At 46.4% G+C, this 15,654-nt stretch carries 15 protein-coding genes; 7 read left to right on the top strand and 8 right to left on the bottom strand.

Annotated elements, in window-relative coordinates; genetic code table 11:
* Nucleotides 1–8 precede the first annotated feature (8 nt).
* The 3 genes from NST45_RS28440 to NST45_RS28430 all read left to right on the top strand — a co-directional run bounded on the left by NST45_RS28440 (nt 9) and on the right by NST45_RS28430 (nt 2,535).
* Nucleotides 9–704 carry a futalosine hydrolase gene (locus NST45_RS28440; protein WP_339824358.1) on the top strand — a complete coding sequence of 232 codons (696 nt, stop codon included), beginning with the start codon at nt 9–11 and terminating at the stop codon, nt 702–704.
* Nucleotides 704–1,555 (top strand): 1,4-dihydroxy-6-naphthoate synthase, encoded by an 852-nt coding sequence (locus NST45_RS28435; protein WP_038573726.1) that lies wholly within the window; start codon nt 704–706, stop codon nt 1,553–1,555. Before NST45_RS28440 ends, NST45_RS28435 begins: the two co-directional genes overlap by 1 nt.
* 158 nt (nt 1,556–1,713) lie before the next feature.
* Complete coding sequence (locus NST45_RS28430) at nt 1,714–2,535, top strand: class I SAM-dependent methyltransferase (RefSeq protein WP_076105061.1); 822 nt, start codon at nt 1,714–1,716, stop codon at nt 2,533–2,535.
* Between the two features lie 66 nt (nt 2,536–2,601).
* Here the strand turns inward: NST45_RS28430 and NST45_RS28425 are convergent, their stop codons facing one another.
* The 7 genes from NST45_RS28425 to NST45_RS28395 all read right to left on the bottom strand — a co-directional run bounded on the left by NST45_RS28425 (nt 2,602) and on the right by NST45_RS28395 (nt 9,827).
* Nucleotides 2,602–3,582, bottom strand: a complete 981-nt coding sequence (locus NST45_RS28425) for an alpha/beta hydrolase (RefSeq protein ID WP_076105062.1) — start codon at nt 3,580–3,582, stop codon at nt 2,602–2,604.
* Nucleotides 3,583–3,808: 226 nt separating this feature from the next.
* Nucleotides 3,809–5,176 (bottom strand): HAMP domain-containing sensor histidine kinase, encoded by a 1,368-nt coding sequence (locus NST45_RS28420; RefSeq protein ID WP_036682088.1) that lies wholly within the window; start codon nt 5,174–5,176, stop codon nt 3,809–3,811.
* Complete coding sequence (locus NST45_RS28415; protein ID WP_076140670.1) at nt 5,173–5,847, bottom strand: response regulator transcription factor; 675 nt, start codon at nt 5,845–5,847, stop codon at nt 5,173–5,175. Before NST45_RS28415 ends, NST45_RS28420 begins: the two co-directional genes overlap by 4 nt.
* Nucleotides 5,848–6,022: 175 nt before the next feature.
* On the bottom strand, nt 6,023–7,096 hold the full coding sequence (locus tag NST45_RS28410; protein ID WP_076105064.1) for an ABC transporter substrate-binding protein: 1,074 nt from the start codon (nt 7,094–7,096) through the stop codon (nt 6,023–6,025).
* On the bottom strand, nt 7,093–7,926 hold the full coding sequence (locus NST45_RS28405; RefSeq protein ID WP_036682094.1) for an ABC transporter permease: 834 nt from the start codon (nt 7,924–7,926) through the stop codon (nt 7,093–7,095). Before NST45_RS28405 ends, NST45_RS28410 begins: the two co-directional genes overlap by 4 nt.
* Nucleotides 7,916–8,728 carry an ABC transporter permease gene (locus NST45_RS28400; RefSeq protein ID WP_036682096.1) on the bottom strand — a complete coding sequence of 271 codons (813 nt, stop codon included), beginning with the start codon at nt 8,726–8,728 and terminating at the stop codon, nt 7,916–7,918. The genes NST45_RS28405 and NST45_RS28400 overlap by 11 nt, the downstream gene beginning before the upstream one ends.
* A complete protein-coding gene (locus NST45_RS28395) occupies nt 8,718–9,827 on the bottom strand; it encodes an ABC transporter ATP-binding protein (RefSeq protein ID WP_036682445.1) in 1,110 nt (369 codons plus the stop codon). The genes NST45_RS28400 and NST45_RS28395 overlap by 11 nt, the downstream gene beginning before the upstream one ends.
* 309 nt (nt 9,828–10,136) lie before the next feature.
* Here NST45_RS28395 and NST45_RS28390 point away from each other — a divergent pair, with 309 nt between their 5' ends.
* On the top strand, nt 10,137–11,237 hold the full coding sequence (locus NST45_RS28390; RefSeq protein ID WP_076140668.1) for an FUSC family protein: 1,101 nt from the start codon (nt 10,137–10,139) through the stop codon (nt 11,235–11,237).
* A 91-nt stretch (nt 11,238–11,328) separates the two neighbouring features.
* Here the strand turns inward: NST45_RS28390 and NST45_RS28385 are convergent, their stop codons facing one another.
* Complete coding sequence (locus NST45_RS28385) at nt 11,329–12,216, bottom strand: DMT family transporter (RefSeq protein ID WP_076140666.1); 888 nt, start codon at nt 12,214–12,216, stop codon at nt 11,329–11,331.
* Between the two features lie 61 nt (nt 12,217–12,277).
* Here NST45_RS28385 and NST45_RS28380 point away from each other — a divergent pair, with 61 nt between their 5' ends.
* Genes NST45_RS28380 through NST45_RS28370 form a run of 3 tightly spaced genes read left to right on the top strand, consistent with a single transcriptional unit; the run spans nt 12,278 to nt 15,630 of the window.
* Nucleotides 12,278–13,186 carry a LysR family transcriptional regulator gene (locus tag NST45_RS28380; RefSeq protein WP_305953605.1) on the top strand — a complete coding sequence of 303 codons (909 nt, stop codon included), beginning with the start codon at nt 12,278–12,280 and terminating at the stop codon, nt 13,184–13,186.
* Between the two features lie 35 nt (nt 13,187–13,221).
* Nucleotides 13,222–14,196: an aldo/keto reductase gene (locus NST45_RS28375; RefSeq protein ID WP_036682100.1), complete on the top strand. Its 975-nt coding sequence runs from the start codon at nt 13,222–13,224 to the stop codon at nt 14,194–14,196.
* A gap of 42 nt (nt 14,197–14,238) precedes the next feature.
* Entirely contained in the window at nt 14,239–15,630 is a 1,392-nt protein-coding gene (locus NST45_RS28370; protein WP_038573737.1) for an aldehyde dehydrogenase, read from the top strand.
* The last annotated feature ends 24 nt before the right edge of the window (nt 15,631–15,654 follow it).

Genomic DNA, 15,654 nt, shown 5'->3' with positions numbered 1-15,654 from the left:
GCGACCTGATGAGTTCGTTCAATCCAACCCCTACCGAAGAAGCTATGGAAGGGCAGGCTGGAGCACGACGCGTGCTGATCGTGACAGCCGTAGACGCGGAGCGTGACGCGGTCCTGCGCGGCCTGCAAGGCAGCGACAGGTTCCATGTTATCGCTGCCGGCGCAGGGCCGGCAGCGGCGGCGGCGGGAACCGCTGCGGCACTCGCAGCCGGTTCTTACGGCTGCGTATTGAGCGTCGGGATCGGCGGCGGATTCCCGGGGCTGGCACCTTTAGGCTCGCTGGTTGTAGCCAGCGAGATGATTGCCGCCGACCTCGGGGCCGAGACGCCGGAGGGCTTCCGCAGCGCTGCCGAGCTCGGCTTCGGCAGCGTGTCCGTGCCGGCTGACCGCGGCACGGTGCAAGCGATTTCGGCCGCGCTGACAGCGGCCGGGTTACCCGTAAGCACGGGCACCGTGCTTACGGTCTCGACGGCGACCGGCACCGCGGAGACGGCCGCCGCCCATCTCGCGCGGCATCCCCATGCCGTCGCGGAAGCGATGGAGGGCCACGGAGTCGCCGTGGCCGCCCAGGCGCTGGGGCTCCCGGTACTGGAGCTCCGCGCCATCTCGAACCCGGTCGGTCCCCGCGACCGGGCCGCATGGAAGATCGGTGATGCAATGGAAGCATTAACGGCGGCAGCCGCTATATTACTGGAGGTGCTGTAATGACAACTGAGCTTAATATCGCTTTTTCCCCTTGCCCTAACGATACCTTTGTATTTCATGCCTGGGCGCACGGGCTTGTCCCGAATGCACCTAGGCTGAATGTAACCTATGCCGACATTGATATTACCAATACGCTGGCCGCTGACGGAGAAGGACCAGAAGTCCTCAAAATCTCCTACGCTGCGCTGCCTTGGGTTCTGGAGCGGTACAAACTGCTGCCATGCGGCGGCGCTTTAGGTCGCGGCTGCGGCCCGCTGCTGCTCACAGCAAGTGGACCCCATGCGATCAAACGCCCAGAAAAGCTAGCCGGACGCCGGATTGCTGTGCCTAGCGAACGCTCTACGGCTTATTTGCTTTTCCGATTATGGGCAGCACAAAATGTAACTGGAGGCATCGGCGAAATAGTCGTAATGCCTTTCGATGAGATTATGCCTGCCGTACGGGATGGCCATATCGATGCGGGGCTGGTAATTCACGAAGCCCGCTTCACTTACGCCTCGTATGGTCTTAATATGCTGACTGATTTAGGCAGCTGGTGGGAAAGCGATACCGGACTGCCCATTCCTCTCGGCGCTATCATTGCCCGCCGTGATTTAGATGCCGATGCTATCACCGGCTGGATTCGCAGCTCTCTTCAGTATGCGTGGGATCATCCAACGGATTCCAGAGACTATGTGCTTAGCCATGCTCAAGAGTTGGCTCCTGAAGTGGCTAAATCCCACATCGATCTCTACGTGAATGACTTCTCGATGAATCTGGGTGATGACGGCTATGCCGCAATCTCTGCCCTGCTTGATCGTGCTGCGGCAGAAGGACTTGTGCCTGCAATTGATCCAGCACTGCTTCGTTAACATTTACTAGATAGTTTAACAATCCCCGGCTACACCTAAAAGGTGTTCTCCGGGGATTTTATTTATTCTACGTAACATTCCCAGCCAGCCATTATTTGGCTTATCGAACCAGTGATTATACAATAGACCTATAAACATGATCTATGAGGGAGGATCACATGATACCTGAAAAAAACAGCAAACAAAATATCGACCGCTTTCTGGGGTTTCAAGATGAATATGACCGCTACCGTCCCGAAGCCCCTGTGATGATTATCAAATTGCTAACAGATTACTTGGGTACCACCCCTTCACTCGTCGCAGATATAGGCTGCGGTACGGGTTTGTCTACTTTTCTCTGGAACGATGTCGCAGACCGCGTAATCGGTATCGAACCCAATCCAGATATGTTGGGAAAAGCAATCGATAAACTTAGCAGATTAGAAGAACCCCAATCAATTACTTTTGTACAAGGCTACTCTAACCAGCTTCCGCTTGCATCAGATAGTGTAGACATAGTTACCTGCTCACAATCATTCCACTGGATGGACCCTGAGAGTACACTGCAAGAAATCTCCCGGGTCTTAAAAAAAGGCGGTGTCTTTGCCGCCTACGATTGCGATTGGCCTTTATCTCTTCAGCAAAATGTAGAAGAACGATACAACCAGCTAATCTCCAAAACAGAAGAATTACTGGCCTCGCTCTTACCTAATGAGGAGAGAGCACATAAATGGGACAAAGAAGGCCATTTGTCACGGATCAAAGCTAGTGGGGCCTTCTCTTTTGCCAGAGAAATCGTATTCCACAACCTAGAGTCCTGCGATGCCCAGCGATATATCGGTTTAACCCTAAGTCAAGGGGGAGTGCAAACCGTAATGAAGCTAGACGCCACCTTGCTTGAACAAGACATCGCCGATTACACCGCCGCAGTTGAACAGCATTTTAAAGGCAGAACATTAGAGGTTCTGATCAGCTACCGAATGAGAATCGGCATCAAATAATCTTCGATCGCAACCAAAAAAACGCCCCGCCCCCTCATATGAGGAGTTCGGAGCGTTTTCTTCTTTTTATTTAACTTCTTCCATGAATACCCTTAGGTTCTCCACGATTTCTTTGGATTTTGAATGATGTAAGTAATGTCCGCCTTCAAATGTCATTACTTTTCCATGCACAGAATCCTTGACTTGCCCTTCATGCAGAGGGATCCAGTCTTTCACAGTAGTATTATTTGCTTGTATAAAGAAGATAATGGGAAGATTCTTGTCGAATTTTAAGCCTCTGGAGGCAACAAAGTTAGGATAAATATGTTCCATTTCATTTAAGGTAGTGGAATTGTTCATATTTTTAAGCGAAATCAATTTCATTTGTTTTTTGGTTTCATCATCAAATGGCAGTCCATCATAAGGGTCACCGCTTAATTGCAAGCCCAATCTTATAATCCCTGAATCTTTAAGCAGCTTTAATTTTTTAATTGGGAATTTAACATCCATACCGCCTTGCTCCGGAACACTACTATCAATACCCACAAAAGCACTCACTTCGTTTGGATATTTCTTCGCATATTCCAATCCATAAATACCTCCAATCGAGTGGCCCATTAGAATGTATTGGTCAATGTTAAGATTCTGAACGGCTTCATGAATTTCACTAACGATATTCTCTGTGGTTCGTTCTTTTTTCGTTTCATCACTGAGTCCATACCCAAACGGTTCAACCGCCACCACTTTGTAGAATGGTGATAACTCATCAATCAACGGCTTAAAATCAAGTGCTGGTGCTCCTGTTCCAAAGCCTGGTATGAGCACGATCGTCTGTTTACCTTCTCCTTGAATCAAAACATTCATATTTTTCCCGTCAACAGGGACTAACTGACCATAGTGCTGTATTTTTTTCTGATCTGTTTTGTTGCTGATCACATTAACTGTATAGACAACGGCTAGAAAAAGTACGACCACGATCACTATTGCTCCTAGTATTTTGAGCAACAGGTTACGCAGTTTATGTTTTTTCTGTCCATTCCCCGTTTTTTTGTCCGCTTGTTGTGTCACCCTCATCTTCTCCTGTCTTTAATCTGTTTATTAAGCTCTCTTAATGTTTCGCTAATGAGATCATAACTAACAAAGATGTACCCCTCATGACGGCAATATGAACTGAAAATGAACAGGTAAAAAAAATGCTACGGCAGCACAAGACAAGAAAACTTGCCAGTACTGCTGTAGCAATGAAAAATACGGGATGCATCCAAGCCCTCGCAAGGCACCGCCTGGAAGCTAATTACTCTGTCGGCGCTATAATTGGCAGGGTGACAACGATGGTCGTTCCTTGACCGGGTTCGCTTTCCACGCGGATATCCCCTTTATGAAGCGTTACGATCTGTTTAACAATGGCAAGTCCCATCCCGCTGCCACCATATTTACGACTGTGGGATCGATCAGCCTTAAAGAACCGTTCAAATATACGTTGCTGATCCTCAAGTGAAATCCCGATGCCAGTGTCTGTTATCCGAACGGTCACGTTGTTGATATCTTGTTTGAGGCTGACGTTAATTACACTGTTATCCTTAGAAAACTTGATGCTGTTGCCAAGGAGATTGGTCCATACCTGACTTAACAGGTCATAATCAGCCAGTAGGATAATAGGCTTCAGATCAAGGTCGAAGCTGATGTTACGAGCTGACCATTGCGGCTGAATTGCTACGATTACTCTTCTTATCTGTTCGTCCAGATTGAATGTAGTTAGCCGTAGCTGCTGGGACTGCGATTCTAATAAACTCAGCTTCAGCAGGCTGTCACTCATTTTAGACATCCGCTCTGCTTCAGCGATAATAATATCCAGATAACGATTTCGCTCTTGTTCTGCAAGATCTACTCGCTTGAGCGCAATCGCATACCCAGATATTGAGGTGAGCGGAGACTGGACCTCATGCGACACATTGGATACAAACTCCTTACGCATCTGCTCAAGCTGCTGCAGATCGTGCATCATTTCTTCAAAGCTGCGAGCCAAGGTACCTAGCTCACCGGTTTGTTTAATATTCAGCTCGACGTTAAAATCACCAGCTGCTATCCGTCTGGTCGCTTTGGTTAGCTTCTTGATCGGTCTGACTAAGAACATTGCAGCTACCAGAATCAAGAGGCTTCCAGCTATCAATGAATAGAGCAAGAAATTTAATACCAAGTTCCTTCTGGCAGTGACGGAAGGGGGATTAAGCGTCTCCACAAACATCGCTTTGGTGCCGTCTTCCGTTCTCAGCTGTAAGCCTAGGAGAAGCGCAGAAATATTCCTGTTATGAGGTTGATATACTTCTCCTGCGAGAACTTTTTTTATTTCTTCCATAGTTACAGGGACCGGCTTGTGCCCATTAAGCGTTCCGTAAGATTGGAATTTACCCGCTTCATCGAAAATTCGGATGTGGTAGGAATCAAGCTGCTTCATTCCACTTACGAAAGAGTTGGCTCCACGAAATGGGAAGGTCTCGTAAACCCTGACAATATCCTGTCCAAAATGCAATAAGGGAATTCGCGTGTTCTCGTTCAGTTTATCTTCGAATACCCAAGTTGCCACAAACAAAGCAATGATTGTGCCCCCGATTACGGAGGCTAGGAAGGTCAGTACAACGCGTGTATATATGGATCTAATCATTCGTACACCTCAAGCCTGTAGCCAAGTCCACGCACCGTCTCAATACGAAAATCAGGGGTAGTCGCAAACCGTTCACGCAGGCGTTTAATATGCACGTCAATCGTCCGATCATCTCCAGCATAATCAATTCCCCAAATTTGATCGATCAACTGCTCGCGCGTATAGACTTGTCCGGGTGTCCCAGCAAGCTTGTACAGCAATTCGAACTCCTTGAGGGGTAAGGCAAATGAATCCGTGCCTCTCATCACCTTATAGGTCTGCCGATCAAGCATTACATTGCCAATTTGGATCATCTGCGTGGAGCCAATCCGATATCGTTTCAGCAATGACCTAACACGAACCGTCAGCTCCAAAGGATCGAAGGGTTTAGTTAAATAATCGTCCGTGCCTAATTCGAAACCCTTCACTTTCTCCCAGGTTTCGCCTCTGGCAGTCAATATAAGTAATGGAAGATCAGGATTAGCTCTGCGGAGCTCCTTACAAAGCATCCAACCATCCATATTTGGCATCATAATATCCAGCACGACAAGATCGACATGTGTTCCAGCATATACGGCGAGCGCTTCCTTGCCATCCACAGCTTCAACTGTTTCGAATCCGTCGTTGCGGAGAAATAAACAGACAAGTTCGCGAATGTTCGCATCGTCGTCAGCAACCAGTATAGTAGGCATTCGTTTCCTCTTTTCCTGTTGTCCATTCTTACTATTATACTATATTATACTTTCGGCTAAACTGTCTGTTGTCTTGAGACTACACGATGATCAAACCGAAAAAGAGCGTCTAACACGGTTACCCGTATGTAGACGCTCTTAATGTCGTTTCGCTTTAGCTCTAGCTTTAGTCAGCTTACTTCTTATTCATCTTAAACATTAGGAACAGCTCATTATAATGAGCAAGCATCCGTTTGCCAAGGTTGTCGTATACTTCAAGCCGGTCCGTAATTTCAGCAGGTGGATAGAAACGGGTATCCTCAGAAGTTTCCTCAGGAAGCAGCTCCAGCGCAGGAATGTTAGGCGTGGAATAACCTACATATTCTGCATTCTTAGCAGCAACGTCTGGGCGGAGCATGAAGTTGATGAACTGATGCGCTCCATCCACGTTTTTCGCTGTCCGAGGGATAACCATGTTATCAAACCACTTATTCGAACCTTCTTCCGGTACTACATAATCCAGCTTATCATTCTCGTCCATGATCTCGGAAGCATCGCCGGACCAGACAATCCCAACCGCAGCTTCTTCATTTGCCAGCAGCATCTTGATCTCATCACCGACAATCGCCTTCACGTTAGGAGACAACTTGTTGAGCTTGGTCAGTGCTTCTTGCAGATGCGCCTCATCCTTGTCATTAACAGAATAATGCAGGCTGTTCAAAGCCATGCCCATCACTTCACGGGCTCCGTCCACCAGGAAGATGCTATTATGCAGTCTGCTGTCCCAGAGAGAATCCCAGCTGGTGAAGTCCATGCCCTTGGTCATTTCCGGATTGAAAATAATCCCGACGGTCCCCCAGAAATAAGGCACGGAATATTTGTTGTCTGGATCAAACGAAAGGTCCATAAACCGTGAATCAATATTCTTTAGATTTGAAATCTTGCTATGATCCAGCGGGATGAGCAGATCTTCTTCTTTCATCTTAGCAATGGCATAATCCGAAGGGATTACAACATCAAAGGTAGTTCCACCCTGCTCAACCTTGGTCAACATAGCTTCATTGGAATCGAAGGTTTGATAAATGACTGTTAAGCCGGTCTCTTTTTCAAATTCCTTCAATAGATCCGGATCAACATAGTCGCCCCAGTTATAGATAGTCAGTGTGTTTCCACCCGAATATCCCTCTCTCGAATTCATCCAAGAGCCCAAGTATATAAGCGCAAATGCCGTGATAAGGATCGCCAGAAAAGCATTTATCAGCTGTTTCATCTAGGCACCCCCGCTTCTGCAACAGGCTCCGCCACAGCTTCTGCTGTGTTATGACGATTTTTCTTAAGGGTCAGGAAGTAATAACCAACCACAAGCAGAATGGTGAACAGGAAGATCAGTGTCGACAGCGCATTAATCGATAGCGATACCCCTTGTCGAGCTCTAGAGTATATCTCAACCGATAACGTCGAATAACCGTTGCCTGTTACGAAGAATGTAACTGCAAAGTCATCCAGTGAATACGTAAGCGCCATAAAAAATCCGCTGAATATCCCTGGTTTAATAATCGGCAAAATAACTTTAGTCAGCACATCCTTACGGCTTGCCCCAAGATCACGGGCTGCATCCGTCAATGTAGGGCTCATTTCCTGTAGATGCGGCAAAATCATCAATACGGCAATCGGTACGCTGAATGCAACGTGTGAGAGCAGAACAGACGCGAAGCCCAGCTTGATGCCAGCAATGGTGAACAGGATAAGGAACGAAGCACCAATAATGACATCCGGACTGACGATCAGCACGTTATTCAGAGACAGCAAGGTGTTCTTAGCGCGGCGATTCTGCACACTTTTAATGGCCAGCGCACCAATAATAGCGATAAGGGTCGCAATAGCCGAGGATAGCAGCGCGATCACAAGCGTATTGATTACGATGATGATCAGGCGCTTATCTTGGACTACCTCACGGTAGTAATCCAGCGTAAAGCCCTCGAACTTATGCATCGTCCCCCCACTGTTGAACGAATAGTACATTAAATAGAAGATAGGTGCATACAGAACAATGAACACCAGAACTAGGTAGAGGTTAGAGAATCCATTTTTATTTCTCATTCCGCGCCCCTTTCCGCGATCCGCCTGTGATAATCATAAACAGCGCCATGATGGCAATCAGAAACACTGCAACTGTAGAACCCATGCCCCAGTCCTGAGTGACCAGGAAATGCTGCTCAATTGCGGTGCCCAGCGTAATGACCCTGTTGCCTGCAATCAGACGGGTAATCATAAATAGGGACAGCGCCGGTATGAATACTGCCATACAGCCTGAGCGTACTCCCGAAATGGTCAGCGGAAAAATAACACGTCTGAACGTGGTCCAGCCCGAAGCCCCCAAATCACGTGCCGCATCCAGCAAGGATAAATTCAAATCCTCCAAAGCGCTGTATATCGGCAGGATCATAAACGGGATAAAAATATAGACAGATACAAATACAAAGCTGAAGCCCGTAAACAAAATTTGCTGTTCTCCGATTCCAAGCAGATCAAAGAAATTATTGATCGGACCAAATGTACCGAATATCCCTATAAAAGCGTAGGTTTTTAGCAGCAAATTAATCCATGTCGGCAAAATAATCAGCAATAACCACAGCTGCTTATGTTTGGTTCTTGTCAGTAGATAAGCCGCCGGATAAGCAACCAGCAAAGAGAATGCTGTAATCAGAAACGCGTACCAGAACGAGGTCAGCGTCATTTTCAAATATACAGGGGTGAAGAAACTGACGTAATTATCCAGAGTAATATGGCCATCCAAATCAAATAACGAATAGTAGATGACAAGCACTACCGGTGCAATTACAAACAATGCGATCCAGAGGTAATAAGGGATGAGATAGTACGATTTGCCCTTATTCTTCATGACTCTCCACCTCGCCATAAGCTTCCAGACGTCTGTCGAATTCTTCCTCCGTTTCACCGAAACGCATAACATGGATCGCTTCCGGATCAAAATAAAGGCCAATTTCACTGCCTACAGTCGCCTTACGTGTAGAATGCACAAGCCATTCATGCCCGGATTCATCATAACAGCTGATTTCATAATGCACGCCCCGGAACAGCTGGGAATCAACCCGCACACGTAGTTTACCCTGTTCCAGCGTAGAAATTTCCAAATCCTCAGGACGAATAACAATCTCTACGGATTCATTCGGTTTCAGCCCGGCATCGAAACATTCGAAGCGGCGGCCGTTAAACTCCACCAGATAATCCTCGATCATAACTCCCGGCACAATGTTCGATTCGCCAATAAAATCCGCCACAAAACGGTTAATCGGCTCATCGTAAATATCATTAGGAGTGCCGCTTTGCTCGATTTTTCCTTTATTCATGACAAAAATCCAGTCGGACATCGCGAGTGCCTCTTCCTGGTCATGGGTTACAAAAATAAAGGTAATCCCTAGCCGCTGCTGCATTTCCCGCAGTATGTACTGCATCTCCGTGCGCAGCTTGAGGTCTAGCGCCGATAGAGGCTCGTCCAGCAATAGAACCTGTGGCTCATTCACAATCGCCCGGGCAATGGCGACCCGCTGGCGCTGACCGCCGGACATTTCGTTAATCGCACGCTGCTCATAACCCACAAGGTTAACGAAGCTTAGCGCTTCCTGTACCTTCTTCGTGATTACGTCCTTCTTAAGCTTCTTAATGCGCAGTCCGAAAGCCACATTCTCGAATACGTTCAGGTGCGGAAACAATGCGTAATCCTGAAATACCGTATTGACCTGCCGCTCATTGGCGGGAATGTGGTTAATTACTTTTCCATTTAAATAGATAGAACCGCTCGTTGGCTCAGCGAACCCGGCGATCAATCGAAGAATAGTTGTTTTACCACAGCCAGATGGACCAAGTAGTGTATAGAATTTGCCGCGCTCTATCTCAAAGCTGACTCCTTTTAACACCGGATCTTCGTCGTCATATTGCTTAGTAACTTCTTCAAATGAAATGATGGTACCTTCCTGAATAGCTATAGCTAACAACCTCCCTTACCTTAGTAATACAATACTATTTTACCCGCATCTTGCGGAGAACAATCGAAATGGGTATGCTCAGCGCTAATAAGCGACAATTTCCCCTCTCCTTCGACGCTCCAATAGATATAGCATATTAGATTGTACCATTATATGCGATAGCTTACATTGTTAAATGCTAAGCATAAACTTAACAAGTTTGTAAAAAGTCCAGTCTTCCATGCCCTTTTTGAGGTGCTATAATGAAAACGAACTGAAAAGCCAGTGTGGTTTTCTTATTTTTGCGAAAGAAGATGAATGATAATGAACGAGGGGTTACTAGACCGCCTTGAAAAATATGGATTCTCACTTTACATGATACGAATTACGCTTGCCGCATCACTATCCTGGGTAGCCGTACACAGTTTATATGGTGACCAATATTTATACTTTGCACCGCTTGCAGCCATTCTTATTACTCAAGCCAGTGTGAAGGCTTCACTTGAAAAAGGAATCTACCGCCTGATCGGCATTATTATCGGCGGAATCGTCAGCCTGATTGTAGGCCAATTCTTCGATGTAGGTGCATTTTCCATTCTGCTAATTCTGCTCATCGGGATTGGGATTGCCACTGCCTGTCGGATGAATATCCAAGCGGTTTCGCAGGTCGGGGTGACCTCGGTTCTGGCCCTTACCTTTTATCACAATGATTACGTGCTTTGGAGAGTCGCCGAAACCTTTATTGGTGTGCTCATTGCCTTGATCATCAATATGATTATCGTTCCACCAAACAGGTTCGTCAAGGTAAAAGCATTGGCACTCGATGGAAGCCTTCTACTTTCGGAAGCATTAAAAGGCCTCGTAGGCATAAGACGAGACTCTTCAAAGGATAATAATATGCTGGAGCAAGCAGGTAAACTGCTGTCTGCCAGCAATCAACAACAGAAGGAAATGTTCTACACCATTGCTCATTATCAGTGTCGTGGTGATCTAAAGGGACTTATACAAGCCACAGCACATCTAAAGACCATTCATTCCTATGTTAAAGAAATTTCCGACGATATTTGCTTGCTGCCAGCACATCATGCCAATTCTGACTGGATGCTGGAAGTGCTGGAGGCAACAGCCGATTGTATAGCTGTTTATGGTACGAAGACCTTATCCAAGGTTGAATGCCAACGTTCACTTACAGATTGTCTGCATCGTGCCCGCGACTTGCAGGCGGCCAGCTTCTCTGAACTGCAAGGACGGTGCTCACTGACTTCCGTTCGTGATCTAGGTGCGCTCTTCAGTCACTTAAACCGGGTACTCGAAGAAGTGGAACGTGCTAGTTCTGCTACTTACGTAGTTGCAGCTCGGCCTTCAACAGCTGAAATCACACGCGCTATACGCTTAATTAAAAAAGGACTCTCCCAGAAGCTCTAAGCTTGGGAGTGTCCTTTTTTTTATGTTCAATCCCTATTAGACATAATGCCCTTTTGCTCGATTGGTTACTACAACCATCCAACAAATTTAACTAGACTGATTGTTTGGCGGCACGCCCTATCTTCACATTTACCAGAACAATACTGCTAACAATCAGTAATAATCCAATCACAAGGTTTATGGTAATCTGTTCTTTCAAAAAAACTACGCTGGTAGCTATCGAGATCAGGGGGATTAAGAAGGTGAATGAACCTACTTTTCCTGCTTCTCCTTCGTTAATCAGCTTGAAATAGATTAGCCAGCCCAGAGCAATGACAAAAATTGCGATAAACAAGGTATCCACAATAAAGGTTCCACTCCAGGTGATATCCGACCATTTCTCCGTAGCTGATCCCGAAAGTAGCAGAATGATGCCACCAATCGTGATTTGCATAGCCGTCATCCACAGCATATCCACACGTACAGCATTCCGTTTCATATATATTGTTCCTAATGCCCAGCTTAAGGCACTGGCTAGAGCCAGCACAATTCCCCATATGGAGATACTCCCATTAATTCCACCGATACTAAGAGAGGCTACCCCGAGAAAACCAAGCAGCAAACCAGCCATTTTAAGCCCGTACATGCTCTCACCTAACCACAGCCAAGAAAAAATCCCTAGCAATACAGGCTGCAAAAATACAATCGATGAGAACAATCCCGCCGGAACATACTGCAAGCCAATCGTCTGAAATCCATAATAAAACACAATACTAAGGACCGCCGAGATCAGATAGATCGGCCAGAGCTGCTTGAAGCGAAGCTCCTTCACCTTGGGCAGTGCAATTAGAATCAGAATAATACCGCCTACGACGGTTCGAATACCTGCAAATAATAGAGGTGGAGCGTAGTCTAAGGCGATTTTGGATATAGGCCAATTAATGCCCCATACAATCACCAAAAAAATAAGAAGGATCATACTTTTCTTCTGCTGATTCATTTGTTCACTTCCTTGGTGTAGATTCATCACAAATGATACAATAAACAAGAGCATAAATGAAATGAATAATAATCATAAGGGGCATATCATATTTGTTATGAACAATACTCAAATTCGTTTATTCGTCAAAATCGCCGAAAGCGGCAGCTTTACTAAAGCTGGTGTAGAACTGAATATGACCCAGCCTGCGGTCAGCCGGGCGATCTCGTCCCTCGAAGCCGAATTAGACGTGAAGCTCTTGCTTCGAGACCGGCGTAATGGCCTGATGCTTACGGATATCGGCAAACGTATTCTTGTTATTTTCCGTGAAATTCTAATGGGCTTTGATAAGGTCAATCAGGAGATTTATGCAGAGAGAGGTCTTGAAAAAGGGAGTATCCGCATTGGGGCTTTTCCTGTGGCATCTGCTCATTTTCTACCGAAGATTATTAGCTCTATCACTAGAAGATATCCAAACATTACGATTAGCCTACAGGAGGGCTCTATCGCTGAAGTCAGAGAATGGCTGGATTCAAAAGAAATTGATGTTGGCTTATTGCTCGCTCCCAGTGCAGAATTCGAAACCATTCCATTATATAGAGAGAAATTGTTTGCCGTTTTTAGAGATGACCATCCCCTGCAAAAGCGATCCATTGTATGTGTGCAGGAATTAGCGAACGAGCCCATGTTGATTTGCAAAGCAGGATATGAACCGCCTGTTGTAGAGCTATTCCGCAGAAGTAATAGCCATCTGAATGTAAAATATGTGGTTAATAACTTTGCAACAGCTCTTAATATGGTTCAGGAGGGGCTGGCAATCGGCGTGATGTCTGAACTGTCCTTGTTATCTCTGCCTCCAAATGTGGTTACCCGTGAGCTGCAGCCGGATGCTTATAGAGATATCCAAATTGCGGTCAGCTCGCTTGCCGACACTTCAATTGCTGTAAAGCTCTTCATTGAGACAGCGCTGGATCTTTTCACTCAAAAATAAATGGATTAATGAATAGATGATAAGGAGTGCTGAGGATGAACTTTAAAAGACTAGGAAATAGCGGATTACAGGTATCCGCATTAGGACTGGGAACGAACGCTTTCGGCAAACGTGCGGATCAAGAGACCTCCATTCAGATTGTACATGCTGCGCTTGATCATGGAATTAATTTCATAGACACTGCTAATATTTACGCTGGCTCAGAATCCGAGCGAATCATTGGTCTGGCCTTGGAAGGTAGGAGACAGGAGGCTGTTCTCGCAACTAAAGCAGGTTTAGTTAAAAATGAGGGTCCCAACGGCAGCGGCTCCTCCCGTCGCCATTTGCTGCAGGAGCTTGAAGATAGCCTTCGCCGCCTAAAGACGGACTATATCGATCTGTACCAGATTCATACCTTTGATCCCTACACGCCGCTTGAAGAAACCTTACGAACCTTGGACGATATGGTATCCTCGGGCAAAATCCGTTATATCGGGGCCTCCAACTATACAGCATGGCAATTAATGAAGGCGATTGGGATTAGTGAAGCACGCAACTTCACCAAGTACATTTCAATTCAGTGCAGCTACTCCTTAGCAGACCGGACACCGGAGAATGAGCTTCTTTCGCTCTGCCTGGATCAAGGGGTAGGGATCATTCCTTACTTTCCACTAGCTGGCGGAATTCTCACAGGCAAATATAATACAAGCGATTCAGCCCCATCAGGGTCCAGAGCAGATACCGATCCTAATTTCAAAAGATTCCTTGATGATGACCGGATCAAGCTCGGAAGCCAAGTGAGCCAAATTGCTGAGAAAATGGAAACCTCATCTACTGCGCTCTCCTTAGCTTGGCTTATGAATCGGCCTGCCGTCTCGACGGTTATTGTCGGGGCTACACGTGTGGAACAGCTGGAACAAAATTTGCTTAGTACCTCGCTTGTACTTAATGAAGAAACTTCGGCCAAGCTGGAGGAAGCCAGCGATTCCTTCCGTTATGGCGAGCCGTTCGCCTTTTACCGACTCCCATAGAGTCTCGTGCTCTAACTTCTTACAAGGATGGAGGAAAGATTAATGACAACCTATACTGCTGACAGCATTCAAGGAATGCTTGAAGAGCATAAGGATTTTTTTAATAGCGGCGTAACTAAGGAGGTTTCTTTTCGTCTCCAGCAGCTGCTCAAGCTTAAGAATATTATTAAACAATACGAAGGACGAATCATCACCGCACTACAACAGGATTTAGGAAAAGGTGAGTTCGAAGCCTATGCCACAGAAATCGGCTTTACGCTGGACAGTATCGGCTACATGATGAAACATCTTAAGCGTTGGGCGAAGCCTAAAAAGGTTCGATCCCCGCTGCACTTATTTCCTGCAAAAAGTTATATTTTAAGTGAGCCTTACGGCACAACGCTCATTATTGGCCCGTTTAATTATCCATTTCAGTTGCTAATTGAGCCCCTGATCGGCGCCATTGCCGCTGGTAACTGCGCTGTCCTCAAGCCATCTGAGAGCACACCTGCCATCTCGTCCGTGGTTGAGCAGCTTATTCAGGAGACCTTCGAGCCGCAGTATATCCGCGTAATTCAGGGGGAAAAAGAGACCACTAATTTGCTGATCCACGCCAAGTTTGATTATATTTTCTTTACGGGCAGTGTGCCTGTCGGCAAAATCGTAATGGAAGCGGCAGCGAAAAATTTAGTACCTGTAACCTTGGAGCTTGGCGGGAAAAGCCCGGTTATTGTTGATAAGACCGCTAATCTCGATGTTGCAGCGAAACGGATTGTCTGGGGCAAGCTGCTGAACGCGGGTCAAACCTGTATCGCACCGGATTATCTATTGGTCCACAAGGATATTGCCAAAGAATTGATCACCAAAATCAAACATCACATCACTGAGTTCTACGGTCAGGATGCACAGCCTAATACAGATTACGGCCGGATCGTGAATGATCGCCAGCTGCAAAGACTTGCCGACCTCATTGCGCGTGATCAAAACAAGTTGATTATGGGCGGCACCATCGTACCAGAAGAACGTTATATTGAGCCAACTCTAATCTATCCTGCTACTTGGACGGATGCTGCTATGGAAGATGAGATCTTCGGTCCGATTCTACCTATATTAGAATATCATCAATTGGATGAGGCCATTCAGAGCATTAATGAACACCCAAAGCCACTGGCACTATACCTATTCACGGAGGATAAGAGTGTAGAACAAGAGGTGCTGTCCCGGGTCTCATTCGGGGGAGGCTGTATCAATGATACGATCTCACATGTGGCGAGCACTTATCTTCCGTTTGGTGGAGTAGGAAACTCCGGAATCGGGGGTTATCACGGGAAGTATAGCTTTGAGGTCTTCTCCCATCGTAAAAGCATCGTCAAGCGAGGAACACGGATCGACCTCGGAATCGTGTATCCTCCTTATGGCAATAAAGTGAAGCTGGTTCGAAAAGTAATGAAATAAACAAAGCAGCAAACCTCCCATGAT

The sequence above is a fragment of the Paenibacillus sp. FSL R7-0163 genome (assembly GCF_037969975.1).
GTDB lineage: Bacteria > Bacillota > Bacilli > Paenibacillales > Paenibacillaceae > Paenibacillus_AQ > Paenibacillus_AQ odorifer.
The sequence above is the reverse complement of the archived record's forward strand: the minus strand, read 5'-3'. Positions and strand labels throughout refer to the sequence as shown.

Excerpts from the sequence above, each read along its gene's own strand:
- NST45_RS28400 (WP_036682096.1), bottom strand. The coding sequence starts at position 8,728 with ATGAAGAATAAGGGCAAATCGTACTATCTCATCCCTTATTACCTCTGG.
- NST45_RS28440 (WP_339824358.1), top strand. The coding sequence starts at position 9 with ATGAGTTCGTTCAATCCAACCCCTACCGAAGAAGCTATGGAAGGGCAG.
- NST45_RS28435 (WP_038573726.1), top strand. The coding sequence starts at position 704 with ATGACAACTGAGCTTAATATCGCTTTTTCCCCTTGCCCTAACGATACC.
- NST45_RS28415 (WP_076140670.1), bottom strand. The coding sequence starts at position 5,847 with ATGCCTACTATACTGGTTGCTGACGACGATGCGAACATTCGCGAACTT.
- NST45_RS28430 (WP_076105061.1), top strand. The coding sequence starts at position 1,714 with ATGATACCTGAAAAAAACAGCAAACAAAATATCGACCGCTTTCTGGGG.
- NST45_RS28405 (WP_036682094.1), bottom strand. The coding sequence starts at position 7,926 with ATGAGAAATAAAAATGGATTCTCTAACCTCTACCTAGTTCTGGTGTTC.
- NST45_RS28375 (WP_036682100.1), top strand. The coding sequence starts at position 13,222 with ATGAACTTTAAAAGACTAGGAAATAGCGGATTACAGGTATCCGCATTA.
- NST45_RS28420 (WP_036682088.1), bottom strand. The coding sequence starts at position 5,176 with ATGATTAGATCCATATATACACGCGTTGTACTGACCTTCCTAGCCTCC.
- NST45_RS28380 (WP_305953605.1), top strand. The coding sequence starts at position 12,278 with ATGAATAATAATCATAAGGGGCATATCATATTTGTTATGAACAATACT.
- NST45_RS28410 (WP_076105064.1), bottom strand. The coding sequence starts at position 7,096 with ATGAAACAGCTGATAAATGCTTTTCTGGCGATCCTTATCACGGCATTT.
- NST45_RS28390 (WP_076140668.1), top strand. The coding sequence starts at position 10,137 with ATGAACGAGGGGTTACTAGACCGCCTTGAAAAATATGGATTCTCACTT.
- NST45_RS28370 (WP_038573737.1), top strand. The coding sequence starts at position 14,239 with ATGACAACCTATACTGCTGACAGCATTCAAGGAATGCTTGAAGAGCAT.
- NST45_RS28385 (WP_076140666.1), bottom strand. The coding sequence starts at position 12,216 with ATGAATCAGCAGAAGAAAAGTATGATCCTTCTTATTTTTTTGGTGATT.